19 protein-coding genes, 1 tRNA gene and 2 pseudogenes are annotated in these 23725 nt (G+C 71.6%); 14 read left to right on the forward strand and 8 right to left on the reverse strand.

What is annotated here, in order from left to right; translation table 11 throughout:
* Positions 1–132: 132 nt before the first annotated feature.
* The 3 genes from ACH4UM_RS33480 (at position 133) to ACH4UM_RS33490 (ending at position 3381) form a co-directional block, all read left to right on the forward strand.
* Entirely contained in the window at positions 133–1338 is a 1206-nt protein-coding gene (locus ACH4UM_RS33480; protein WP_398187722.1) for a DNA polymerase III subunit delta', read from the forward strand.
* 173 nt (positions 1339–1511) lie between these two features.
* Positions 1512–3185, forward strand: coding sequence for an alpha/beta fold hydrolase (locus tag ACH4UM_RS33485; RefSeq protein WP_398187725.1), 1674 nt, complete (start codon positions 1512–1514; stop codon positions 3183–3185).
* 119 nt (positions 3186–3304) lie between these two features.
* Positions 3305–3381, forward strand: a tRNA-Thr gene (locus ACH4UM_RS33490).
* A gap of 44 nt (positions 3382–3425) precedes the next feature.
* Here the strand turns inward: ACH4UM_RS33490 and ACH4UM_RS33495 are convergent.
* Complete coding sequence (locus tag ACH4UM_RS33495) at positions 3426–3845, reverse strand: hypothetical protein (protein WP_398187727.1); 420 nt, start codon at positions 3843–3845, stop codon at positions 3426–3428.
* Between the two features lie 309 nt (positions 3846–4154).
* Positions 4155–5114: a D-2-hydroxyacid dehydrogenase family protein gene (locus tag ACH4UM_RS33500; protein WP_398187730.1), complete on the reverse strand. Its 960-nt coding sequence runs from the start codon at positions 5112–5114 to the stop codon at positions 4155–4157.
* Positions 5115–5352: 238 nt separating this feature from the next.
* Between ACH4UM_RS33500 and ACH4UM_RS33505 the strand changes: the two genes are divergently transcribed.
* Both ACH4UM_RS33505 and ACH4UM_RS33510 read left to right on the forward strand, forming a co-directional pair.
* Positions 5353–6255 carry a glycosyltransferase family 2 protein gene (locus ACH4UM_RS33505; protein WP_398187733.1) on the forward strand — a complete coding sequence of 301 codons (903 nt, stop codon included), beginning with the start codon at positions 5353–5355 and terminating at the stop codon, positions 6253–6255.
* 537 nt (positions 6256–6792) lie between these two features.
* Positions 6793–10239: pseudogene (locus tag ACH4UM_RS33510) on the forward strand (BTAD domain-containing putative transcriptional regulator); the annotation flags it as partial.
* Positions 10240–10287: 48 nt separating this feature from the next.
* Here the strand turns inward: ACH4UM_RS33510 and ACH4UM_RS33515 are convergent.
* Both ACH4UM_RS33515 and ACH4UM_RS33520 read right to left on the reverse strand, forming a co-directional pair.
* The gene (locus ACH4UM_RS33515; RefSeq protein WP_398187736.1) at positions 10288–11991 is read right to left on the reverse strand and encodes a bifunctional 3'-5' exonuclease/DNA polymerase; all 1704 of its coding nucleotides are present in this window, start codon (positions 11989–11991) and stop codon (positions 10288–10290) included.
* Between the two features lie 230 nt (positions 11992–12221).
* A pseudogene (locus ACH4UM_RS33520) lies at positions 12222–12947 on the reverse strand (Clp protease N-terminal domain-containing protein); the annotation flags it as partial.
* A gap of 138 nt (positions 12948–13085) precedes the next feature.
* Between ACH4UM_RS33520 and ACH4UM_RS33525 the strand changes: the two are divergent.
* Positions 13086–14213: a DUF2786 domain-containing protein gene (locus tag ACH4UM_RS33525; RefSeq protein WP_398187739.1), complete on the forward strand. Its 1128-nt coding sequence runs from the start codon at positions 13086–13088 to the stop codon at positions 14211–14213.
* A gap of 132 nt (positions 14214–14345) precedes the next feature.
* Here the strand turns inward: ACH4UM_RS33525 and ACH4UM_RS33530 are convergent, their stop codons facing one another.
* Together ACH4UM_RS33530 and ACH4UM_RS33535 are read right to left on the reverse strand one after the other, a co-directional pair.
* A complete protein-coding gene (locus ACH4UM_RS33530; RefSeq protein ID WP_398187742.1) occupies positions 14346–14885 on the reverse strand; it encodes a DUF4232 domain-containing protein in 540 nt (179 codons plus the stop codon).
* Positions 14886–14979: 94 nt separating this feature from the next.
* A complete protein-coding gene (locus ACH4UM_RS33535) occupies positions 14980–15498 on the reverse strand; it encodes a hypothetical protein (RefSeq protein ID WP_398187745.1) in 519 nt (172 codons plus the stop codon).
* A 151-nt stretch (positions 15499–15649) separates the two neighbouring features.
* Here ACH4UM_RS33535 and ACH4UM_RS33540 point away from each other — a divergent pair, with 151 nt between their 5' ends.
* The 4 genes from ACH4UM_RS33540 (at position 15650) to ACH4UM_RS33555 (ending at position 17274) form a co-directional block, all read left to right on the forward strand.
* Positions 15650–16024 carry a VOC family protein gene (locus ACH4UM_RS33540; RefSeq protein ID WP_398187748.1) on the forward strand — a complete coding sequence of 125 codons (375 nt, stop codon included), beginning with the start codon at positions 15650–15652 and terminating at the stop codon, positions 16022–16024.
* A 7-nt stretch (positions 16025–16031) separates the two neighbouring features.
* On the forward strand, positions 16032–16379 hold the full coding sequence (locus tag ACH4UM_RS33545; RefSeq protein ID WP_398187751.1) for an ArsR/SmtB family transcription factor: 348 nt from the start codon (positions 16032–16034) through the stop codon (positions 16377–16379).
* The gene (locus tag ACH4UM_RS33550; RefSeq protein WP_398187754.1) at positions 16376–16858 is read left to right on the forward strand and encodes an SRPBCC domain-containing protein; all 483 of its coding nucleotides are present in this window, start codon (positions 16376–16378) and stop codon (positions 16856–16858) included. Before ACH4UM_RS33545 ends, ACH4UM_RS33550 begins: the two co-directional genes overlap by 4 nt.
* A gap of 146 nt (positions 16859–17004) precedes the next feature.
* On the forward strand, positions 17005–17274 hold the full coding sequence (locus tag ACH4UM_RS33555; RefSeq protein ID WP_398187757.1) for a DUF397 domain-containing protein: 270 nt from the start codon (positions 17005–17007) through the stop codon (positions 17272–17274).
* Positions 17275–17383: 109 nt separating this feature from the next.
* Here ACH4UM_RS33555 and ACH4UM_RS33560 read toward each other — a convergent pair whose 3' ends face one another.
* Positions 17384–17875, reverse strand: coding sequence for an ATP-binding protein (locus tag ACH4UM_RS33560; RefSeq protein WP_398187760.1), 492 nt, complete (start codon positions 17873–17875; stop codon positions 17384–17386).
* A gap of 354 nt (positions 17876–18229) precedes the next feature.
* Here ACH4UM_RS33560 and ACH4UM_RS33565 point away from each other — a divergent pair, with 354 nt between their 5' ends.
* From ACH4UM_RS33565 to ACH4UM_RS33580, 4 genes are all read left to right on the forward strand, one after another.
* Entirely contained in the window at positions 18230–19054 is an 825-nt protein-coding gene (locus ACH4UM_RS33565) for a helix-turn-helix domain-containing protein (protein ID WP_398187945.1), read from the forward strand.
* A 177-nt stretch (positions 19055–19231) separates the two neighbouring features.
* Positions 19232–20692 carry an aldehyde dehydrogenase family protein gene (locus tag ACH4UM_RS33570; protein ID WP_398187763.1) on the forward strand — a complete coding sequence of 487 codons (1461 nt, stop codon included), beginning with the start codon at positions 19232–19234 and terminating at the stop codon, positions 20690–20692.
* Positions 20693–20814: 122 nt separating this feature from the next.
* On the forward strand, positions 20815–21363 hold the full coding sequence (locus ACH4UM_RS33575) for a DinB family protein (protein WP_398187766.1): 549 nt from the start codon (positions 20815–20817) through the stop codon (positions 21361–21363).
* Between the two features lie 24 nt (positions 21364–21387).
* A complete protein-coding gene (locus tag ACH4UM_RS33580) occupies positions 21388–22029 on the forward strand; it encodes a PadR family transcriptional regulator (RefSeq protein WP_398187769.1) in 642 nt (213 codons plus the stop codon).
* A 270-nt stretch (positions 22030–22299) separates the two neighbouring features.
* Here ACH4UM_RS33580 and ACH4UM_RS33585 read toward each other — a convergent pair whose 3' ends face one another.
* On the reverse strand, positions 22300–23712 hold the full coding sequence (locus ACH4UM_RS33585; protein WP_398187771.1) for a glutamate decarboxylase: 1413 nt from the start codon (positions 23710–23712) through the stop codon (positions 22300–22302).
* Between the last annotated feature and the right edge of the window lie 13 nt (positions 23713–23725).

The raw sequence follows: 23725 nt of genomic DNA on the forward strand, positions 1-23725 counted from the left end.
CCGGCGGGCGTGTCGGTCCCCGCCGGCGCCGGGCGCTCTGCGGGAGGTCCGCGCCCGATGTCACCCGTTGTCAGTGGTCCCCCGCACAATGGATCCCGCAGCACGGAACAGGACGAAAGGGCGGCGTGACCCATGGGCGTGTGGGACGACCTCGTCGGGCAGGAGAGGGTCAGCGAGCAGCTGGGTGCCGCTGCCCGGGACGCCGACGCCCTGGTCACCGCGGTCGCCACCGACGCGCCGCCGCCGGAGGCGTCGAAGATGACGCACGCCTGGCTGTTCACGGGGCCGCCCGGCGCGGGCATCATTGAGGCGGCGCGGGCCTTCGCCGCCGCGCTGCAGTGCGTGAGCCCGGACCGTGCCCTCGGCGGAGCCCCCGGCTGCGGCTTCTGCGACGGCTGTCACACGGCACTGGTCGGCACCCACGCCGACGTCACCACGGTCGCGGCCGTCGGCACGCAGATCCTCGCCGACGACATGCGGGACACCGTCCGCAAGTCGTTCACCTCCCCGGCGAACGGCCGCTGGCAGGTGATCCTCGTCGAGGACGCCGAGCGGCTGAACGAGAAGTCCGCCAACGCCGTCCTGAAGGCCGTCGAAGAGCCCGCGCCCCGCACGGTCTGGCTGCTGTGCGCGCCCTCCATCGAGGACGTCCTGCCCACGATCCGCTCCCGCTGCCGCCACCTGAACCTTCGCACCCCCTCGGTGGCCGCCGTCGCCGACATGCTCGTACGAAGGGAGGGGGTCGAACCCGGCGTGGCGGCCGCCGCCGCCCGCGCCACCCAGGGGCACGTCGCCCGCGCCCGCCGCCTGGCCACCGACCCGGCCGCCCGCGAGCGCCGCGCCACCGTCCTGAAGCTCCCCCTGCGCATCGGCGAGATCGGCGGCTGCCTCAAGGCGGCACAGGAGCTGGTGGACGCCGCCGCGGAGGACGCCAAGGCGCTCGCCGAGGAGCTGGACACCAAGGAGACCGATGAGCTGAAAGCGGCGCTGGGCGCGGTCCAGGGCGGCCGGCTGCCGCGCGGTACGGCGGGTGTGATGAAGGACCTGGAGGACAAGCAGAAGCGCCGCCGCACCCGCACACAGCGCGACAGCCTCGACCTCGCGCTGACCGATCTCACCGGCCTGTACCGCGACGTCCTCGCCCTCCAGCTCGGTTCCCGCGTGGCGATCGCCAACGCGGACGTCGCGGACACCCTGGAGCGCGTCGCCCGCGGCAGCTCACCGGAGTCCACCCTGCGCCGTATCGAGGCGATCGCCGCCTGCCGCGACGCCCTCGACCGCAATGTGGCCCCGCTCCTGGCGGTGGAGGCGATGACGATGGCACTGAGAGCGGGCTGACGGAAGGCGACGCCGTCGTCCTCGCCCTCGCCCTCGCCCTCGTCCTCGCCCTCGCCCTCGCCCTTGCCCTCGTCCTCGCCCTTGCCCTCGTCACTCGTACGAGCTCGTCACTCGTACGAGGCACGCTGTGCACGGAGAGCACTCATTCGACGGTGGAAGGTTACGCTCGGTTGATGCACATCAGGCGCGCCCTTCGTCCGAGCAGCGGTCCGAGTGGTGGTCCGACCAGTGGCCCGGACGACCGTCCAAGCAGCCGCAGTCCCCGAACCCTGCGGGCCCCCATCGCCCTGCGCACGGCCCGCACGGGCGGCGCCCTCATGGTGGCCGCCGCCCTCCTCGTCTCGGCCTGCTCCGCAGCCGGCACGCCGCGCCAGGCCACCCCCGCCGCGGAGACGGTGCTGGCCGCGCTGCCGCAGTCCACACCGGCGGCCCTCTCGCCGTACTACGGACAGAAGCTCACCTGGCACAACTGCGGGGTCCCCGGCTTCCAGTGCGCCACGATGAAGGCCCCGCTCGACTACGCGCGGCCCGCTGCGGGCGACATCAAGCTGGCCGTCGCCCGCAAGAAGGCCACGGGCCCCGGCCGGCGCCTCGGCTCACTCCTGGTGAACCCGGGCGGACCCGGCGGCTCGGCCATCGGCTATCTGCAGCAGTACGCCGGTGTCGGCTACCCGGCCGAGATCCGCGCACGCTACGACATGGTGGCCGTGGACCCGCGGGGGGTCGCCCACAGCGAGCCCGTCAAGTGCCTCGACGACCGGGGCATGGACAAGTACACGCAGACCGACATCACGCCCGACAACCGCAAGGAGACCGACGCGCTCGTCGGCGCGTACCGGAAGTTCGCGGAGGGCTGCGGCGCGCACGACGCCCGTCTGCTGCGGCACGTCTCCACCGTGGAGGCGGCGCGCGACATGGACATCCTGCGGTCGGCGCTGGGCGACCGCAGGCTGAACTACGTCGGGGCCTCGTACGGGACGTTCCTGGGCGCGACGTACGCCGGGCTGTTCCCGGAGCGGGTCGGCCGGCTCGTCCTGGACGGCGCCATGGACCCCTCGCTGTCCGCGCGCCGGACGAACCTGGACCAGACGGCGGGCTTCGAGACGGCGTTCAAGTCGTTCGCGAAGGACTGCGTACGGCAGGGCGACTGCCCGCTGGGCGGCCCCGGCACGACGCCCGCGCAGGCCGGCGCCCGTCTGAAGGCGTTCTTCCGCAAGCTCGACGCACAGCCCCTGCCCACCGGTGACGCGGACGGCCGCAGGCTCGGCGAGGCGCTCGCCACCACGGGCGTGATCGCGGCCATGTACGACCAGGCGGCCTGGCCGCAACTGCGCGAGGCGCTGTCCTCGGCGATGAAGGAGAACGACGGCGCGGGCCTGCTCATCCTGTCCGACAGCTACTACGAGCGGGACGCCGAGGGCCACTACAGCAATCTGATGTACGCCAACGCCGCCGTGAACTGCCTGGACCTCCCGGCCGCCTTCACCACCCCCGCCCAGTTGAAGAAGTCGCTGCCCGCCTTCGAGAAGTCCTCCCCGGTCTTCGGCGAGGGCCTCGCCTGGGCCTCCCTGAACTGCGCGTACTGGCCGGTGGTGTCCACCGGCCAGCCGCACCGCATCGTGGCGAAGGGCGCCGCCCCCATCGTGGTCGTCGGCACCACGCGCGACCCGGCGACCCCCTACCGCTGGGCCCAGTCCCTGTCCCGCCAGCTCTCCTCGGCCCGCCTGCTCACCTACGACGGCGACGGCCACACCGCCTACGGCCGAGGCAGCCGCTGCATCGACTCCGCGATCGACACCTACCTCCTCCACGGCACCCCGCCGGCACCGGGAAAGCGCTGCTCATAACCCCTGCGACCCGCCCCGGAGCGCCCACCCGCCGGGCCCCTCCGGGGCGTGTACGAAGCACCCCGGGAAACTGTGTAGACTTACCGACGTTGCCGATCGCACCATAGTGCCGGCGGCGCGCCGCTTTAGCTCAGATGGCCAGAGCAACGCACTCGTAATGCGTAGGTCTCGGGTTCGAATCCCGAAAGCGGCTCCACTGGAACCCCAGGGCAGATGGATTCTGACCTGGGGTTTTTGCGTTCAGTGGACGTCGACGTAGTCCTGCGCCGAGCGGCTGGCGAAGTGGGTGCCGTCGCCGGCGTAGCCGACCACCCAGGTGCCGTCCTGGGACGCCTTCGACCCGGCGGTGAAGTGTCCGGTGCTGTTGGTGCCCGCCGTGGTCACGGTCGTCCAGGTGGAGGAGCCGAGCGGCTGGAAGAGGACGGCGACCCGCTGACCGCCGTACGACCGCCAGGCCGAGGTGCGGTGCTGCAGCTCACCCGTCACGGTGAGGGTCCTGCCTTTGGCCACGGGCTGCGGGGAGATCTTCAGCGAGACGATCCGGCTGTCGGTCCGGGGCGCGGCCGCCGCGGACGGAACAGCGGCCGTGGATGCAGCCGCGGCCAGGAGGGCGGTTGCGAGGGCCGCCGCCAGGTTCCTGGGCACGTAAGTCTTCGTCACAGAAACGATCATGACGATAAGTCAGTTGAATGATCGGATCATATGTAGAGGCTGTGATGAATGCGTGACGTTTCCGGGATGCCGAACCGGTCCAGAAACAGTGGCTGGACCGGGGAGACACCGATCAGCACCGGGGGCCGGGGAATCGTCGGCGCCGCCCCGGAACTCGGTCCCTGCGGATCGGGACCGGCCCCCCTCGCCTCAACCGCCTTGGTCACGACGACGAAGTGCGCGACCGGTGCGACACCGCCCTCGCCCTGAAGGAAGCCTTCCCGGGCGGCTCCCCGTGAGGGACGACGGCTCGGGGGATCAGCCCAGGACCCGTACCGGGGTGCCGGTCAGGAAGGCATCGATGGCTTCGACCGCCTGGCCGTAGTAGCGCTCGTAGTTCGCCTGTGAGACGTAGCCCAGGTGGGGGGTGGCCAGGAGGCGGGGGGCGGTGCGCATCGGGTGGTTCGCGGGGAGTGGTTCGGTATCGAAGACGTCGACTCCCGCGCCGGCGATGCGGCCCTCGTGCAGGGAGGTCAGCAGGGCGTCCTGGTCGACGATCGCCGCGCGGGAGGTGTTGATCAGGTACGCCGCCGGCTTCAGGAGAGCCAGTTCCGGGGCGCCCAGCAGGCCGCGGGTGCGGTCGCTCAGGGCCAGGTGGACGGAGACAAAGTCGCTGGTGGCGAGCAGGTCCTCCTTGGAGGGCGCCAGGGTCGCGCCGACCTCCTGCGCCCGTTCCCCGGTGAGGTTGTGGCTCCAGGCCGTGACCTCCATGCCGAAGGCGAGGCCGATCCGCGCCACCCGGCTGCCGATCTTCCCCAGGCCCAGCAGTCCCAGGCGGCGGCCGTGCAGATCGGCTCCCACCGTTGACTGCCAGGGGCCGCCGGACCGCAGGGCGTCGTTCTCGGTGACGATGCCGCGGGCCAGGCCCAGCAGCAGGGCCCAGGTCAGTTCCACGGGTGGGGTGGAGGAGCTCTCCGTGCCGCAGACGGTCACGCCGTTCGCCCGAGCCGCCGTGTAGTCGATCACCGAGTTGCGCATGCCGGAGGCGATCAGCAGCTTCAGGCGGGGGAGGCGGTTCAGGAGCGAGGCGGGGAAGGGGACGCGTTCGCGCAGGGTGACGACGATGTCGGCGTCGGCGAGTGCAGTGGCCACGTCGTCCTCCGTGGCGAGGTGGTCCGTGAAGGGCACCACCTCGACCCGGTCCTTGAGCGGCGACCAGTCGGCGACGGTGGTCGCGACGTTCTGGAAGTCGTCGAGGACGGCACAGCGCAGTCGCATGTCGGTTCTCCCCCCTGATGTCGCCGGTTCGGGCGAGTGTGGATCTTCAGGAGTAGCGTACGAACCGTCGTGGGGAAACGGGCGGTAAGACAGGGGGAAGCGGTAAGACAGGGGAAAGAGGACGCAAAGCGATTCGGCGCCGGCACAACCGGCGGAGCTGAGGCAACATCCTGGTGAACGAGGAGCGCCCTGCGGTGGGAGCACGGGCGCCGTCGTCGCGGGATGGAGTGAGCTGACCGTGGTGGAACCGGTGGAGCCGAGGATCGCCGTCGCCGTCGTGACCATGGGGAACCGGCCCGCCGAGGTCGACGCCCTCCTTGAGTCGGTGGCCAAGCAGGACCTCGCCCCCGCCCGCATTGTGATCGTCGGCAACGGCTGCCGGCTGCCCGAGTTCGCCCGCCGCCTCTCCCTGCCCGGTGAGGTCACCACCATCGACGTCGACGACAACCTCGGCTGTCCCGGCGGACGCAACGTCGCCCTCACCCGGCTCCGGGAGTTCGCCGACGTGGACGTGGTCGTGGAACTCGACGACGACGGGCTGCTGGTCGACGCGGACGTGCTGCGCCGGGTACGGGACCTCTACGCCGCCGACCCCCGGCTCGGCATCGTCGGCTTCCGCATCGCCGATGAGCACGGCGAGACCCAGCAGCGGCACGTGCCCCGGATCGGCGCCTCCGACCCGATGCGGGGCGGATACGTCACCGGCTTCCTCGGCGGCGGGCACGCCCTGCGCATGAAGATGCTCGACCAGACCGGGGACTGGCCCGCCGAGTTCTTCTTCGCGCACGAGGAGACCGACCTGGCCTGGCGCGCCGCCGACGCCGGCTGGAAGATCCTCTACGCGCCCGAGCTGCTCCTGCGGCACCCGAAGACCTCGCCCGCCCGGCACGCCATCTACTACCGGGTGACCGCCCGCAACCGCGTCTGGCTGGTCCGGCGGCGGCTGCCACTCACGCTGATCCCGGTCCACCTGGGCGTGTGGACGCTCCTCACACTGCTGCGGACGCGGTCGCTCGCCGGGCTGCGGACGTGGTTCGGCGGGTTCGTGGAGGGACTGCGCCAGCCGGCGGGCGAACGGCGGCCCATGCGCTGGCGTACCGTCTGGCGGCTCACCCGGCTGGGCCGGCCGCCGGTCGTCTGACGGGAAGCCGCCCGAGCGGGCACCGGTCCGCGTCCGCCCCGGGTACGGGCTGTCCTTGATACGTGCATGCGTGCATGGGCGCGGTTCGTGCGTTCGTGCGTTCGTGTACGGGTCCGTAGACGCATCCCTGTATGCATCCGTGTACGCGGACGAGGTCCCGGTCGTTCACCTCCGCCGACCGGGACCCCTCGCGTGCCCGGACCAGGCCGGCGGCGACACTCCCCCGAGCGACGCGACGTACGCGCGCACCGTCGGACCGGATCCGATGAAATGATCACATCAGGTCGGGCCAACGGATCGCTAATATGTGGCCAATGGTTCTCCCGGTGGTCGCGGACCGGTCTCCGACCGGTTGGCGCGAAGTCGCCGGTGTGCACCGGTAGATGGCCCGCACCGTACCGGAGGTCGGCCGGGCACGTCTGCGAAAGGTGGCGGGAAACCGCTGCGACGAGGGCGAAAATCCGCCAGCGCCGTGGCTGTCCGCCGTGGGAGCGCGGTCGGTCGCGGCCGCTCGGGAAGGCAGCAGTGGACGTCGTGATGCGGTGCGAGCCGCGGTTCGGACTGCTGGGACCGCCCGTCCTGTTCGAGCCTGCGGCGTCCGAGTCCGTCGTGGGTGAACCCGTCGTGGGCGATCCTGTCGTGGGCGAGTCCGTCGTGGGCGAGCCTGTCGCGTACGGCGATCGCAGCCGTCTGGAAGAGCTTCCCGGCCTCGCCGTCCGTTCCATCGGCAGTCCCAAGGTGCGTGCCCTGCTCGCCGCGCTGCTGCTGGAAGCCGGGCGGGTCGTCTCCGCCGACGCGCTGAAGGACGCGTTGTGGGGTGGCGCACCGCCGGCCTCCGCGCAGGCCTCGCTGCACAACCACGTGACGCGGCTGCGCCGGCTCCTCGACAACCCCGAACGGCTGCGCACCGTACCGCCCGGATATCTGCTGCGGGTCGAGCGGGGGGAGTTGGACCTCCACATCTTCGAGGCCCGGCTCGCCGAGGCGCGCGCCGCGCACGCGGGCGCGGACTGGGCGCGGGTTGTGCGCGCCTGCGCGGCGGCGCTCGCACTGTGGCGGGGTGCACCCCTCAGTGGCCTGCCCGCCGATGTCGGCGGATACGCCCTCGTGCAGCGCCTGGAGGAGGCACGGCTGCTGCTCCTGGAGTGGCGCTACGACGCCGAGCTCGCCCTCGGTGGCAACCGGCCCGCCGGGGCGGCGGGGTCGGCCGGGTCGGCCGGACTCGTACCGGAACTCGCGGCGCTGGCCGCCGAGCATCCACTGCGCGAGGCGTACCACCGTCAGCTGATGCTCGCCCTGCACCGTACCGGCCGCCGTGCCGAGGCGCTGGCCGTCCACCGTGACCTGCGCGCCCGCCTGGTCGAGGAGCTCGGCGTCGAACCGGGCCCGGCCGTTCGCGAGGCCCACTTGCAGATCCTCCGCGACGCGGAGGACGTGCCGAACGTGACTGGCCTGCCGCACGCGCCTGGCGTGCCGGACGTGTCGGATGATCCCGAGAACGTCGCCGAGAACACCGCCAGGGACACCGTCAAGAACCCGGACGAGCCCGCGGCGGACGAGGGCGCTCCCCAGCCACCGCCCCGGCCCGCCCAGCTTCCGCCGCCTCCGGCTCACTTCACCGGACGGCAGGACCTACTGCAGGCCATACGCCGGGTGCTGACCGGCACCGACCAGGACAGCGGCGACAGCAACGACAGCAACGACAGCGACAGCAACGACAGCGACAGCAACGACAGCGACAGCAACGACAGCGACGGCGGTAGCCCCGTGGCCGTCCTCAGCGGCATGGCCGGCGTCGGCAAGAGTGCCCTCGCGCTGCATGCGGCGCACGGGCTGCTGGAACGTTTCCCCGATGGTCAGCTCTACGTCAATCTGCACGGCGCCACGCCCGGAATGGCTCCGCTCGCCCCCGCCCAGGCGTTGCGCTCCCTGCTCCGCGACCTGGGCACCGACCCGCGCCGTATCCCCGAATCCCCGGACGCGGCCGCCGGGTTGCTGCGGTCCCTGCTCGCTCCGACGCGCACGCTGATGGTGCTCGACGACGCCGAGAGCGCCGCTCAGGTACGGCCGCTGTTGCCGGCGGGAGCCGGCTGTGCGGTGATCGTCACCAGCCGTTCCCCGCTGACCGCGCTCGACGGCGCCCGGCGCTTCCCGCTCGCGCCGCTGTCCGGCGAGGACAGCGCGGCTCTGCTGTGCGCCGTCTCCGGGCGGGACGGCGGGGACGGCCTGGACGCCGGGCACCCGCTCGTCGAACTCACCGGCCGGCTTCCGCTCGCCCTGCGCGTCGTCGCGGCCCGTCTGGCCGCCCGCAGCGCCCTCACCCCGGACGTACTGGCCCGTCAACTGGCGGCGACCGGAGGGCGGTTGCGGCACCTGGAGTATGACGACCTGAGCGTGCGCCGCTCGCTGGCCGTCGCCCACGACGCGCTCGCCGCCTCCGAACGCGAGGCCGACCGGGACGCGGCACTCGTCCTGTGCCGCATCGGCGCGCTCGACCTGCCCGCCTACGGTGCCCCGCTGCTCGCCCGCCTCACCGGCACCGGCGTCCGCCGCGCCGAGGCCGCCCTCGACCGGCTCGTCGACGTGGCTCTCCTGGAGGAGTCGGCGTACGGCCGGTACGCCCCGCACGACCTGGTACGCGACTTCGCCCGCGAACTCGCCGACGCGGCCCCGGGGCCGTGGGCCGGCACAGCCCCGGACGCGCCGGCCGAGGCGGACGCGTCCGCCGATGCGGATGCGCCCGTCGGCGCGGCCCCCGGCAGCACCCGGGCCGGCACAGCCCCGGACGCGGCTGCCGACGCCGACTCCCCTCCCATGGCCCCGGACGCCGCCGAGGCCGCCCTGCGCTGGTACGCCGCCGTCGCGGAGCACGCCCTCACCGCGATCCTGGAGCCCGGGCACGAACGGGACGACCGCCGCCGCCCCACCGCTGCCCAACCGCCCGAGCACACCGCCGGCGTAAGGGCCGTGCCGCCCTTCAACTCCGCCGAAGAGGCCTTCGCCTGGGGCGACGCGGAGCTGGAGAACGTCGTCGCCCTGACGGAGCGGTACGTGGGGGCGGCCGGGGCCGGCTCCGGTGACCGGCGAACCGCCCACCTCACCCACCTCACCCACCTCTCTACCCTTCTGCGCCTCTACTTCCCCTACGTGCAACGCAGTGGGCGGGTCGCCGAGATGGCGGTGCTCGGGCGGGCCGCGCTCGGGGTGGCGCGCCGGCTGGGGGACGAGGCCGGCGAGGCGTATGCGCTGGGCGATCTCGCCGGGCTGCACTTCCTGACCGGCCGGCACAGCGACGCCCTGGCCCTCAACGACCGCTCGCTGGCGATCTGGCGCCGGCTCGGTGTGGCCTCCCGCATCCGGCGCGGTCTCAACAACCGCGGGCTCCTCCTCGAAGGGCTCGGCCGGTACGAGGAGTCCGGCCAGGCGCTGCGGCAGAGCCTGGAGTACTCGCGGCGGCTGAACGACCCCTACGGCGAAGCCGTCACCCACAGCCACCTCGGCAACCTCTACGAGCACACCGATCCACGCGCCGCCATCGAGCAGCACCGGCGTTCGCTCGCCATCGGCGACGGGATCGGCGCCGTCATCGTGCAGCACACCGCGCACTGCAACATCGGCTACGCCCACCTCACCCTCGGCGAACCGGCGGCCGCGGCCCGGCACTTCGAGGAGAGCCTGCGCATTCTCGGCGGACACGGTGACTGGCACGGCGAGTCCCAGACCCGGCTCGGGCTGGTCCGGGCACTGCGCCGGCTGGGCCGCAGCGAACGCGCCCAGCGCGAGTGTGCCGAACTGCTGCGCCGTGCCGACGCCCGCGCCGACCGCTACACCGGTGGACTCGCCCGCCACCAGCACGGGCTCCTGCTGCGCGAGCAGGGACGCGTGGAGGAGGCGTACGAGCAGTGGCGGGCGGCGCTCGCGGCGCTGGACGGGACGGACGACAAGGCCGTGGCACGGGAGTTGCGGGAACTGCTCGCCGAGGCGTCGTCGAACCTGGACGAAGCCTGACTCACCGAGGCCGCCGAGCCGGTGTCACTTCGCGTCCGCGTAGCACTCCACCACCGCCGTCGTGAACGGGAACCGTACCGGCGTCTCGCCGAACGTCAGCCGCCCCGCCAGCTCCGCCGCCTCCCGGATCGCCTCGACCACCGTGTCGGCCTCGTCCTTCGGGCAGTGCACGATCACCTCGTCGTGCTGGAAGAAGACCAGCTCGGCCGCCAGGTCCCGGCAGGTGCGGCGCAGCGCGGCGAGGAGCAGCAGGGCCCAGTCGGCGGCGCTGCCCTGGACGACGAAGTTGCGGGCGAAGCGGCCGCGGGCGCGGGAGTCGGAGGAGGCGTACCCCGGCATCCAGCCCTGGTCGGCGGGCTGCCCGGCAGGCTGCTCGGCCGGGTCGTCCTGGGGGAGGCCCGCCTCCTGGGTCGCGTCCTCCGCCGTCCCGGCCGCCGGGGGACACGTCCGGCCGAGCCAGGTCCGTACGAGCCGCCCCTCCTCGCCGGCCCGTGCCGCCTCGTCGACGTACGCCACCGCCTTCGGGAAACGGCGTCTGAGGGCGGCGAGGTTTTTCAGGCCGTCGCCGGAGGTCTGGCCGTACACCGCGCCGAGCACGGCGAGCTTGGCCTGGGCGCGGTCGCCGGAGAAGGCGCGGTCGGAGACGGACTGGTACAGATCGCTCTCCCGGCCGGCCACCTCCATCAGGCCGGGGTCGCGGGAGATCGCCGCCAGCACCCGCGGTTCCATCTGGTCGGCGTCGGCGACGACCAGCCGCCAGCCGGGATCGGCGATGACGGCCCGGCGGATGACCTTGGGGATCTGCAGCGCGCCCCCGCCGTTGGTCACCCAGCGGCCGGTGACCGTCCCGCCCGCGAGGAGCTCCGGCCGGAACCGCCCCTCGCGCACCCAGTCCTGAAGCCAGGACCAGCCGTGGGCGACCCAGATCCGGTACAGCTTCTTGTACTCCAGCAGGGGTGCCACGGCCGGATGGTCGACGGACCGGATCTCCCACCGGCGGGTGGACCTGACCTTGATCCCCGCCTGGGCGAAGGCCTTGACGACGTCGGCGGGCAGATCGGGTCGCACCCGGCGGCCGAAGGCGGTGGACACCTCGTCGGCGAGTTCGGCCAGGCGGCGCGGCTCACCGCCGCCCGCGTAGCGCTCGCCGAGCAGTTCGCGCAGCACCTCGCGGTGGACGTCCGCGCTCCACGGCAGGCCCGCGCGGTTCATCTCGGCCGCCACCAGCATGCCCGCCGACTCCGCGGCGGTCAGCAGCCGCATGCGGTCCGGGTGGACCGTCCGGTCGTGCCGCCGCTGCTGCTCGGCGTAGACCGCGATCAGGTCCTCGAGGGGCAGGCGGACGCCCTGCGGCTCGAAGAGCGGGGACTGCGCACCGGGTTCGGCGGACCGCTGCGGCGGATCCGGCGGTACGGGGCCGCCGCGCAGCCGCGCCAGCGCGGCGGCCGCCGACCGGGGCTCGCCGGAGTGCCCCTCGTGGCCGAGGAGGAGCGTCTCTGCGTCCTCGATGTCGTAGCACCGCTCCACTCGCACCCCCGCGGCGAGCAGGCGCGGATAGACCTCGGGGGTGGAACGCCACACCCACCGCGTGACGTCCGGTCTGCGGCGGACGGCCCCGGCGAGGTCCGCCTCCCGGTGCGCCGGCCCGGCGGGCAGCCCCTCCGGACCGAGGGGGGCGACCTCGGCGCCACCGTCCTCGGTCGGAGCCAGAGCCCATCGGCCGGTCATGTCCGCGAGTCTCGCAGACGGCTCTGACAATGGCTCCGACCTGCGGTTTCGGCGGTGGGTCAGTCGCCCCGCCCGGCCTCGCCCCGCCCGCCCTCGCCATGCCCGGCCCCGCCCTGCTCGTTCCCGCCCTGCTCGTTCCGGTCCTGCTCGTTCCCGCCCTGCTCGTTCCGGTCCTGCCCGTCCTGGTCCTGCCCGTTCCGGTCGTTCTGGTCTTTCCGGTCGTTCTGGTCGTCGTGTTCACGGTCCTTCAGCAACTGCGCCAAGACCGTCGCCACGTACTCCTCGGTGCGCGCCTTGTCGAGGCCGAGGCCGCTCAGGACGCCTTGGCCGTTCTCCAGTTCCAGCAGGGCCAGCAGGATGTGCTCCGTGCCGATGTAGTTGTGGCCCAGGCGCAGTGCCTCGCGGAAGGTGAGTTCCAGGGCCTTCTTGGCGGCCGGTCCGTACGGGACGAGCTCGGGGGGGTCGGCGGACGCGGGCGGCAGCGCGGCGGTCGCGGCCTCGCGGACCGCTTCCAGGGAGACGCCCTGGTCCTCGACCGCCTTCGCGGCCATGGCCTCCGGCTCGGTCAGCAGCCCGAGGACGAGGTGCGCGGGCGTGCCTTCGGAGCTCCGGGCCGCCTTGGCCGCGTCGTGGGCGGCCATGACGACCTTGCGGGCGCGCGGCGTGTAACGGCTGAAGCCCTGGCTGGGGTCGAGATCGGCCGACTCCTTGGGTACGAACCGCTTCTGCGCAGCCTGCCGGGTGACGCCCATGCTCTTGCCGATGTCGGTCCATGAGGCGCCGGAGCGCCGTGCCTGGTCGACGAAGTGCCCGATGAGGTGGTCCGCCACCTCACCGAGGTGCTCGGCCGCGAGTACCGCGTCCTGGAGTTGCTCGAGGGGTTCCTGATGGACTGTCTTGATGGCCGAGATGAGGTCGTCCAGACGGACGGTCGACCTGATGGCGGGGTTCGTCATGTGTCAACCGTAGGTTGACACATGCGCCACCGTCAACCCGGAGTTGACGATCGCCCCGAGCCTGTCCCCTCCCTCACGCCCTCTCGCTGTCCACAGGGTGTGGACAGTGTTCCTCCGCCCCCATGGCACGATCGACGCGTGACCACCCGCAGCACCGTCGACCGCGCCCTCCGGTCCGCCCTTCACACCACCACCGACGACGCCCTCGACACCGGCGCCTCGCTGCTCGCGGCCGACCCGGCGGCGGACGCCGAACTGGCCACTAGGGGAAAGGAGTTCGTCGCGGCGGCGTGGCGGCGGGGCTGGCAGCCCGCCGATGTCGTGCGGATCGTGCGGCGGGAGCTCGGCGACGTGCACGTACGGCTCGTGGCGGCGCTGGTCCGCGCGCAGGCTCCGCACGACCGGCCGCGCGGCCCCCGCTGGGCCGCCCAGATCGAGGAGCTGACCACCGAGGAGCCGCCGAGCACCGACCGTTTCTCGCACGTCACCGCCATCCTGGAGCTGTACCGTCTGCTCCTGCGGCTGCCCGCGCTGGAACCTCTCGACGAGCCCGCGCACCCGCCCAGAAGGGCCGCGTCCAAGAGTGCCGCGGCCGGGGATTCGCGCATGCTCGCCCGGATCCGGGCGCTGCTGGCCAAGGCCGAGGCGACCGGGTTCCCGGAGGAGGCGGAGGCGCTGAGCGCCAAGGCGCAGGAGCTGATGGCCCGGCACAGCATCGACGAGGCGCTGCTCGCCGCGCGCACCCTGTCGCCCGACGCCCCCGGCGCCTGCCGCATCGGCGTCGAACCGCCGTACGAGGAGGCCAAGGCCGTGTTGCTGGACGCCGTCGCCGGCGCCAACCACTGCCGGGCCGTGTGGAACGAAACCCTCGGCTTCTCCACGGTGGTCGGCTTCGAGGCCGACCTGGAGGCGGTCGAACTGCTCTACACCTCGCTCCTCGTCCAGGCCACGGCCGCGATGGCAAGGGCCGAGGCGGCGCAAAGGGCGGGTGGGCGCAAGCGGACCAAGACCTTCCGGCAGTCCTTCCTCGCCGCCTACGCCCACCGCATCGGCACCCGCCTCGCGGCCGCCGCCGACACCCAGGTGACCGAGGACCTGCTGCCCGTCCTGGCGAGCCGGGACGTCGCGGTCACCGACCGGCTGGACAGCATGTTCCCCGAGACGACCACCACCCGCCTGCGCGGTGTGAGCGACGCGGCGGGCTGGACGGAGGGCGCGCAGGCGGCCGACCGGGCACAGGTCAGGGCCCGCCCGCCACTTCGCTGACGTGCCACGTCGCCCCTTGCACCCACCGCGGGCCTCCAGCCCGGCCGTGAGCGAGCCCGAGTCCGGTTGTGAGCGAGTCCCCGGTCCCGAGTCCGGTTGTGAGCGAGTCCCCGGTCCCGAGCCCGGAGTCCGTCAGTCCCCAGCCTGCTGGAGAGCCGTCACCGACGCGTCCGGATCGGTGGCGTCCTTCTTGCCCTGCACCGGACCGTACGACCACTTGAAGCTCTGACTGTCGGACGCCCCGGGCAGGCCGATCTTCAGCGAGGTCGCCGCCAGGCTCTTCGCGTCGCCCTCCTTGCCCCGTACATAGGTGAGCGTGAAGGACGCCGTGTCGCCCTTGGCCAGGGTCAGCTTCTGCGGCTGGCCCGTCTTGTCCGCCGGTACGGTCGCCGAGGCGCTCCCGGCGGACAGGGCGAGGCCCGGGAAGCCCTCCAGGGTGCACCGGGCGCCCTTGTTGGTGAGGGTGACGGGGACGTTGCCGGTGTCACCGGCGGCGGGCGCGGCGTTGGCGGGGCCGACCTGCAGCCCGATCTCACCGATCCGGCAGGCCGTGCTGTCGGTGTTCTTGCTCCCGGTGTCGGTGCCGCTGCCGCTGCTGCTGCCGCCGCTGTCGCAGGCGGAGAGGAGGAGGGCCGCGGCGAGGGCGGTGACAGTGATCGGAATGGCGCGCATGAGCTGGTTCCTAGGGTCGTGACGATGCTCAAGGATCATCACGTACGAGCGTGCGGCGCGGTTGCCCGCCCCGCCACCGGGCCTGGCTTGTAGGTCAGGAGCCGAGGCTCGCCGTGGGCAGACCCGACGGTAGCGCCGCACCCTCCGACCGGGTGTACGTCTCCTGGCCGAGACCACCCTCCCAGGTAACCTGGAGGGTGGTCTTGTTGACGGAGTCCACCGTGCCCGTCGTGCGGGCCTTGCACTTGCCGAGGTGGATCACGCGCTTCCCGGACTCCTCGCCCCAGGCCCCGGTGCACGTCGTCCGGTCGGTCGCGAAGAGCGCCGCCTGCCTGCCGGTGATGATCAGCACCACGGCCTTGCCCCCGCTGGTGGCGAGCCAGCTGCCGTTCAGCTCGGCACCTTTGGCCGACGTGCCGCCCGTGCTGCCCGCGCCGCCGCCGCTGTTCGCGGTCGAGGGTGCGGTGGGGGTGGCGGAGGCGCCGTCCTTGGCGCCGGAGCCGCCGCCGCTGTCGCACGCGGTCAGCGCGAGCGCGCCGAGCAGGGCCGCGGCCGCGATTCGCACCGTCCTCGCCCCCGGGGTCGCCCTGGCCGCCGAAATCGCCGTAGTCACTTGAAGCCCCCAAGCTGGAACCGGTCGGCCGCCCGGCGGCCGGTACGACCGCAGCAAGCTACCAGGCGCCGACAGGAGGGTGGGCGATTCCTGCGGGCAGGTGTTTCCCCACGATTGACGCGTAGGAATTTACCTACCTATTGTCGTTCCCGTGAACATCACCCACGCCTCCTTCGTCACCCTCCCCGTCGCCGACCAGGACCGCGCCCTGCGCTTCTACGCGGACGTCCTCGGCTTCGAGGTCACCGCGGACCGGCAGCTGCCCGCGGGCCGGTGGCTCCAGGTCGCGCCCGAGGGCGCGCAGACGGTCTTCACGCTCTCCGGTCCGGGCATGGGCGATTTCGTGCCCGGGTCGGCGCGCGGGATCATGTTGGTCACCACCGACGTCGACGCCGACTGCGCGCGGCTCGCGGAGGCCGGGGTCGTCGTGCGGGGTCCGGACGAACTGCCGTGGGGGCGCATGGCCTCCTTCCGGGATCCCGACGGCAACGGCCTGATGCTGCTGACGGAGAAGGAAGGGTTCTGACGGGACCATGGACGGGACGGGTATCGCCGCCGAGGACCGCGTCTTCGCCGCGCTCGCCAACGCCACCCGCCGCGAGGTGCTGCGGCTGCTGCGCGAGGCGGGACCCCAGCCCGTCCAGGCCCTGGCCGACCACTTCGACATGCGCCGCCCCAGCCTCTCGGAGCACCTGAAGGTGCTCCGGGAGGCCGGCCTCGTCTCCGAGCGGCGCTCCGGCCGGCAGCGCATCTACCGCCTCGAGGCGGCCCCGCTCGCCGAGGTGCAGGACTGGCTCCATCCGTACGAGCGGTTCTGGCGCGGCCGGATGAAGGAACTCGGCGAACTGCTGGACCGCATGCCCGACGATGGCCGCACATGAACGACACACCTGAAGACGGTGGTGGCGAGTCCGGCGACCTCACCACCATCCGCGTCGACCAGTTCTTCCCGCACCCGCCCGCCAAGGTCTGGCGGGCCCTCACCGAGCCCGCGCTGCTCGCGCAGTGGCAGATGCCGGGCGCCGAGCACTTCCGTCTGGAGGTCGGCCACCGGTACCGGATGACCTCCGTCCCGCGGCCCAACTCCGGCTTCTCCGGCGTCGTCGAGGTGGAGGTCCTCGCCTACGACGTCGAGCGGATGCTGTCCGTCCGCTGGGCCGACGCCGATCCGGCCGGTCCCGCGGACTGGACACTCACCTGGACACTGGAACACGAGGGCCGCGGTACGCGTCTCTTCCTTGTGCACGAGGGATTCGATCCGGACGACCCGGCGCAGATGATGGCGCGGAGGATCATGGACGGGGGCTGGCGGACGCATGTCCTGCGGGCTCTCGGGCAGACGCTCCAGCGAGTTCGGTAAAGCGGACGTCAAAGCTGTAACCGTCGAACCACTCCGCGTGCACGTGCATCTGCCCACGCATCTGCACATGAACAGGGTTATGATCCGGGTCAGTTGACCGATGCATCAATGGCCACACCAGCCAGTGCACCACCGGGGAGCGACCTGTGGACCACGACGTTGAGGGCGTGTACGGGGGGTACGACGTGTACAACGGCATGGAGGCCACGCAGCTGCACGGGGTGGCCTGGCAGAAGAGCCGGCACAGCAACTCGCAGGGCTCCTGCGTGGAGTTCGCGCGGCTGCCGGGCGGGGACGTGGCCGTGCGCAACTCGCGCTTCCCCGACGGTCCCGCGCTCGTCTACACGCGCGCGGAGATCGAGGCGATGCTGCTGGGCATCAAGGACGGCGAGTTCGACCATCTGATCGCGGGCTGAGGCGGCGGCCTCGAAGCGCCGGGCGACGTGCGGCGGCGACATGAGGTGCACGGCGCCGGACGCACCATGACGCGCGTAGAACCGCGGCGTGGGAAATCGCCGCGGTTCTTCACTCGGCAGGGTGCAGCCGGAACAGCGCCCAGACGACCTTGCCGCCCGGGCCGCCGGCCATCGGGTGCCAGCCCCAGCTGTCGCTGAAGGAGTCGACGAGGAACAGACCGCGGCCCGACTCGGCCGAGAAGTCGTCCGTCTCGCGGGCGACCGGGCTGTCCTGGCTGGGGTCGCGCACGGCGCACACCAGCCGCTCGCTCCAGCGCATCAGGTGCAGCCGCACGGGCGAGACCTCCGGGCCCTGTTCGCAGGCGCGCGGGATCGCCGACGGCGCCGGCAGCGCGTGCCGCAGCGCGTTGGTGACCAGTTCGGAGACCACCAGGCAGACGTCGTCGAAGCGGTCGCCCAGTTCCCACTGGTCGAGCGTTCTGCGGGTGAACTGCCTGGCCTCGCGAACGGCTTCGTAGCGGGCCGGCAGAGCGCAGGAGGCGGCGTTGGACACGGCCGCGGGATCCAGCGGCGGAAGGCCCTGCCGTAACGGCTCGAGCATGGTCGATCCATTCGTCCCCATGCGAGGCACTCCCGGGAATTCGCGGTCGTTGCGATGCAGCGGTGGCGCGAGACCATGGTTTCGGATGCGTACAGCAGATGCAAGGGCAGATGCACGTGCACGAGACCGAATTGGACCCTCCCGTACCGCTTACTGGCCATTTTTTCCGCCATCTTCTCGTCCGCCGCTTGCCCCCTTCTTGCCTCCGGCTGTGCGGTTTCTTCGGTCTCTTTCCGTTTCCGTAATCGCACGAGTACTGCTCGGAGTGATTTAGTGGCAGACTGCGGCCCTTGAAGACGGTTGGGGAGGCTGGCGAACGTGAGCGCGGGAGAGCCCGGATCGGTGGTGCGGCGCATGCTGCTCGGCTCGCAACTCAGGCGACTGCGGGAAGCACGGGGGATCACGCGCGAGGCGGCAGGGTACTCGATCCGCGCCTCGGAATCGAAGATCAGCCGGATGGAGCTGGGCCGGGTGAGCTTCAAGACCAGAGACGTGGAAGACCTGTTGACCCTGTACGGCATCACGGACGAGGCGGAGCGCATCTCACTCCTCTCCCTCGCCAAGGAGGCCAACGTCGCGGGCTGGTGGCACAGTTACTCCGACGTCCTGCCCAGCTGGTTCCCCACCTATGTGGGCCTGGAGGGCGCGGCCTCGCTGATCCGCGTCTACGAGGTCCAGTTCGTGCACGGGCTGCTGCAGACCGAGGCGTACGCCCGCGCGGTGGTGCGGCGCGGCATGCAGGGCGCGAGCGAGGCAGACGTCGAGCGGCGCGTGGCACTGCGCCTGGAACGGCAGAAGTACCTCGTCTCGGAGAACGCCCCGGAGCTCCACATCGTCCTGGACGAGGCCGCCCTGCGCCGCCCCTACGGCGACCGCGAGGTGATGCGTGGCCAGTTGCAGCACCTGATCGAGCTCTCCGAGCGGCCCCATGTACGGCTGCAGGTCATGCCGTTCAGCTTCGGCGGCCACGCCGGCGAGTCCGGCGCCTTCACGATCCTCAGCTTCCCGGATTCCGACCTGTCGGACGTGGTCTACCTGGAGCAGCTCACCAGCGCCCTCTACCTGGACAAGCGCGAGGACGTCGCCCAGTACGAGAAGGCGCTCAAGGAACTGCAGCACGACAGCCCCGGGCCGGACGAGAGCCGTGACCTGCTGCGCGGGCTCCTCCAGCTCTCCTAGGTTCACGGGGAATTCCCCGGCCGCGGTGGGACGGACGCCCAACTCCCGTCCAACTCCCCTGATGCACAAGTACGATGACGTGCGATCAGACCGTGAATAACCGTGAAGAAGTGATCGGAAGTTGATCGGGTTCCGACTGCTTCGACCGCCTCGGCAGCAGGGGATTTGAGGGATCACATGTCGTCCTACTTCACCGACCTGGCCCAGCAGTACATCGACGGCGAGTGGCGCCCGGGCACCGGCTCCTGGGACATCATCGACTTCAATCCGTACGACGACGAGAAGCTGGCCTCGATCACCATAGCCACGGTCGACGAGGTGGACCAGGCATACCGGGCCGCGGCCCGCGCCCAGAAGGAGTGGGCCGCGACCAACGCCTACGCCCGCCGCGGGGTGTTCGAGAAGGCGCTGCGCCTGATCGAGGAGCGCGAGCAGGAGATCGCCGAGATGATCACCGCCGAGCTCGGCGGCACCCGGCTGAAGGCCGCCTTCGAACTGCACCTCGCCAAGGAGTTCCTGCGCGAGGCGGTCCACCTGGCACTGCGGCCCGAGGGAAGGATCATCCCGTCCCCGATCGACGGCAAGGAGAACCGCGTCTACCGCGTTCCGGTCGGCGTGGTCGGTGTGATCAGCCCCTTCAACTTCCCCTTCCTGCTGTCGATCAAGTCGGTGGCCCCGGCCCTGTCCCTCGGCAACGGCGTGGTGCTCAAGCCCCACCAGAACACGCCGGTCACGGGCGGCACCCTGGTCGCGAAGATCTTCGAGGACGCGGGGCTGCCGGGCGGTCTGCTCAATGTCGTCGTGACGGACATCGCCGAGATCGGGGACGCCTTCCTCGAGCACCCGGTCCCCAAGGTCATCTCCTTCACCGGCTCCGACAAGGTCGGCCGGCACGTCGCCACCGTCTGCGCCTCCCACTTCAAGCGCTCGGTCCTGGAACTGGGCGGCAACAGCGCGATCGTGGTGCTCGACGACGCCGACGTGGACTACGCGGTCGACGCGGCCGTCTTCAGCCGGTACGTCCACCAGGGCCAGGTCTGCATGGCGGCGAACCGGGTCATGGTGGACCGCTCGATCGCCGAGGAGTTCACCGAGAAGTTCGTCGCCAAGGTGAAGTCGCTGAAGGTCGGCGACCCGCGCGACCCGCAGACCGTCATCGGGCCGGTGATCAACTCCACCCAGGCCAACGCCGTTTCGGCTGCCGTGGCGCAGGCGATCGCCGAGGGCGCCACGGCCCTGGTGCACGGCAACACCACCGACAACCTGGTCGAGCCGTCGGTCCTGACGGACGTGCCCGCCGGCTCCGCGCTGCTTCAGCAGGAGGTCTTCGGCCCGGTCGCCTTCCTCATCCCGTTCGACGGCGAGGAGGAGGCGGTGCGGATCGTCAACGACACCCCCTACGGGCTCAGCGGCGCCGTGCACACGGCCGACGTCGAGCGCGGTGTGGCCTTCGCCAAGCGGATCGACACCGGGATGTTCCACGTGAACGACGGCACCGTCCATGACGAGCCGATCGTGCCCTTCGGCGGCGAGAAGCACTCCGGTGTCGGCCGGCTGAACGGCGAGACGATGCTGGACGCCTTCACCACGGTGAAGTGGATCTCGGTGCAGCACGGCCGCAGCGGCTTCCCGTTCTAGTGCCGGCGGGGGCCGACGATCCTCCTCGGCGGCCGGTCCTTGCGGACGGATTCTGACCTAAAGAACCCGTAGCGTCGTCGGTGTCAGCAGGAGCCGATGAATGCGACGAAAGGCGGCCGGTCATGGTCACTCACGTGCGAGCCGAGGCACAGGGCGACGAGCGCGGAGCGCTGCTGTCCTTCCTCGAGGAGCAGCGCGGCGGGCTCCGCCGGGCGGTGTTCGGACTGACCGAGGAACAGGCCCGCTCCCGCCCGACTGCCGGCGAGCTGTCCCTGGGCGGCCTGCTCAAGCATGTCGCCGAGACGGAGCAGGGCTGGGTGGCCCGGGCGAAGCAGGAACCACCGGCGGTCGAGCGGGACGAGTCGAACTGGCACGAGTGCTTCCAGCTCCTCGGTGAGGAGACGGTCGCCTCACAGTTGGCGTACTGGGAGAAGGTCGCCGCCGGGACGGAGGCCTTCATACGGTCCGTCCCCAGCTTCGACGACACCTTCCCGCTCCCGAACGACCCCTGGTTCCCGCCCGACGAGCGGGTCTCCATGCGCTGGCTGTGCCTGCACCTGATCCGTGAGACCGCCAGGCACGCCGGTCACGCCGACATCATCCGCGAGTCGCTGGACGGCAGGACCGCGTTCGAGCTGCTCGCCCTGGCACAGGCCGCACAGGCGGACTGAGCCCGCGGCAATAACCTGGACGGCATGTCAGCGATCCGTCTCCTCGTGCTGGGCGCCGTCCGTCAGCACGGGCGGGCCCACGGCTACCAGGTGCGCAACGACCTGGAGTACTGGGGCGCGCACGAGTGGTCCAACGCCAAGCCCGGCTCGATCTACCACGCGCTGAAGCAGATGGAGAAGCAGGGGCTGCTGCACGCGCACGAGACCGCCCCCTCCACGGCCGGCGGCCCGCCCCGCACCGAGTACGAGATCACCGACGCCGGGGACGAGGAGTACTTCCGCCTGTTGCGCGAGGCCCTGGTCTCCTACGACCAGAAGACGGACATCCAGTCCGCGGCCGTCGGCTTCCTCGTCGATCTGCCGAGGGAGGAGGCGATCGCCCTGCTCAGGGAGCGGATCCGGCGGATCGGGCAGTGGCGGACCACCGTCACCGGGCACTACGTCCCCGAGGACGGTCCCGAACGGCTCGGTCACATCGGAGAGATCATGAATCTCTGGGTCCACACGGCCGACTCCCACGCCGCCTGGACCAGGGGGCTCGTGGAGCGGCTGGAGGGCGGTGCCTACACCTTCGCCGGAGAGGGCGAGCCGTTCGTCGGGGTCCTGGCCGAGGGCGAGGAGAACCCGTACGCGACGGGAGAGCGGCATCCGGGGGACGACCACTGATCAAGTTCGGTCAGTGGCCCGGACCCGGGGCGGTCCGGCCCGGGCGGCGAACCCGCCCGGGCCCTGGGACGACGGGCATGTGACGACAGGACCTAGTGCTGACCTGGTGCTGCGACCGGAAAGGTTCACCGGCTCGCGACGCCCGGCACGGCACCTCGCCGCGTTGTCGCATCACCCGAGTACATCCGGTACGCGGGCGATGCTCCGCCCTGCGATGCACCGCACCGGACGCCGCGAGCTCTCCGGCAAACCTTTCCGGCCACAGCACTACTAGTGGTGGAAGCTGGTGGCCGCGGCCTTGTCCCGGATCTGGGGATGCGGTTGCCTGCGCAGGTCCGGCAGCAGGCGGCCGAGGTCCTCCGCGAAGAGTTCGGCGAGATCCGCCGAGAAGCCGTTGCGGCAGACCACGCGCAGCACGGACAGATCCTCCCGGTTCGGCGGGAAGGTGTACGCCGGTACCAGCCAGCCGGCCTCGCGCAGCCGCCGGGAGACGTCGAAGACGTCGTACGCCTGGACGTCGGGCGCCGTGGTGAAGGCGAACACCGGCAGCTCGTCGCCGCGGGTCAGCAGCCGGAAGTCGCCGAGCGCCTCGATGCGGTCGGCGAGGCTGCGTGCCACGTCCCGGGTGGACTGCTGCACCAGCCGGTAGCCCTCGCGGCCCAGCCGCAGGAACGTGTAGTACTGCGCGACGACCTGGGCGCCGGGCCGGGAGAAGTTGAGGGCGAAGGTCGGCATGTCGCCGCCCAGGTAGTTGACCCGGAACACCAGCTCCTCGGGCAGCGACTCCTTGTCGCGCCACAGCGCCCAGCCGACACCCGGGTAGACCAGCCCGTACTTGTGCCCGGAGGTGTTGATCGAGGCCACGCGCGGGAGACGGAAGTCCCACACCAGGTCCTCGTCCAGGAAGGGCGCGACCATCGCCCCGGACGCTCCGTCCACGTGCACCGGGACGTCCAGGCCGGTTCGCTCCTGCAGGGCGTCCAGGGCCGCGCACAGGTCGGCGATCGGCTCGTAGGAGCCGTCGAAGGTGGAGCCGAGGATGCCGACGACCCCGATGGTGTTCTCGTCGCACAGTTCGGCGGCGGCCTGCGGATCGAGGTGGAAGCGGTCGCCGTCCATGGGCACCTGGCGGGCCTCCACCTCCCAGAAGTTGCAGAACTTCTCCCAGCAGACCTGGACGTTGACGCCCATGACGAGGTTCGGCCGTACGTCCCGCGCGGGATAGCGGTCGGCGTTGCGCGCCGCCCAGCGCCGCTTGAGGGCCATCCCCGCGAGCATGCACGCCTCGCTCGACCCGGTGGTCGAACAGCCCACGGCGGCCGAGGGGTCCGGCGCGTTCCACAGGTCGGCGAGCATGGCCACACAGCGCCGCTCCAGCTCGGCGGTGCGCGGGTACTCGTCCTTGTCGATCATGTTCTTGTCGCGGCACTCGTTCATCAGGGTGCCCGCCTGCGGCTCCATCCACGTGGTGACGAACGTGGCGAGGTTCAGCCGGGAGTTGCCGTCCAGCATCAGCTCGTCGTGCACGACCTGGTACGCCGTCGAGGGCATCAGGGGCGCTTCCGGCAGCCGGTGCTTGGGCGGGGCCTCGGTCATCTCGACGGCCGGATTCGCCTCCCCGTAGAAGGGGTTGACGGACAGGGGACGCTCATCGGGCTTCTCGTGCCCTCGGTGAAGCGGCATGCAACAGCCTCCT

Source organism: Streptomyces sp. NPDC020801 (assembly GCF_044334385.1).
In the GTDB taxonomy this organism is placed as follows: domain Bacteria; phylum Actinomycetota; class Actinomycetes; order Streptomycetales; family Streptomycetaceae; genus Streptomyces.

Coding starts and splice junctions, on each gene's coding strand:
- ACH4UM_RS33545 (WP_398187751.1), top strand. CDS start 16,032: ATGGACGGGACGGGTATCGCCGCCGAGGACCGCGTCTTCGCCGCGCTC.
- ACH4UM_RS33530 (WP_398187742.1), bottom strand. CDS start 14,885: ATGCGCGCCATTCCGATCACTGTCACCGCCCTCGCCGCGGCCCTCCTC.
- ACH4UM_RS33550 (WP_398187754.1), top strand. CDS start 16,376: ATGAACGACACACCTGAAGACGGTGGTGGCGAGTCCGGCGACCTCACC.
- ACH4UM_RS33485 (WP_398187725.1), top strand. CDS start 1,512: ATGCACATCAGGCGCGCCCTTCGTCCGAGCAGCGGTCCGAGTGGTGGT.
- ACH4UM_RS33500 (WP_398187730.1), bottom strand. CDS start 5,114: ATGCGACTGCGCTGTGCCGTCCTCGACGACTTCCAGAACGTCGCGACC.
- ACH4UM_RS33585 (WP_398187771.1), bottom strand. CDS start 23,712: ATGCCGCTTCACCGAGGGCACGAGAAGCCCGATGAGCGTCCCCTGTCC.
- ACH4UM_RS33575 (WP_398187766.1), top strand. CDS start 20,815: ATGGTCACTCACGTGCGAGCCGAGGCACAGGGCGACGAGCGCGGAGCG.
- ACH4UM_RS33515 (WP_398187736.1), bottom strand. CDS start 11,991: ATGACCGGCCGATGGGCTCTGGCTCCGACCGAGGACGGTGGCGCCGAG.
- ACH4UM_RS33565 (WP_398187945.1), top strand. CDS start 18,230: ATGCTGCTCGGCTCGCAACTCAGGCGACTGCGGGAAGCACGGGGGATC.
- ACH4UM_RS33570 (WP_398187763.1), top strand. CDS start 19,232: ATGTCGTCCTACTTCACCGACCTGGCCCAGCAGTACATCGACGGCGAG.
- ACH4UM_RS33480 (WP_398187722.1), top strand. CDS start 133: ATGGGCGTGTGGGACGACCTCGTCGGGCAGGAGAGGGTCAGCGAGCAG.
- ACH4UM_RS33580 (WP_398187769.1), top strand. CDS start 21,388: ATGTCAGCGATCCGTCTCCTCGTGCTGGGCGCCGTCCGTCAGCACGGG.
- ACH4UM_RS33560 (WP_398187760.1), bottom strand. CDS start 17,875: ATGCTCGAGCCGTTACGGCAGGGCCTTCCGCCGCTGGATCCCGCGGCC.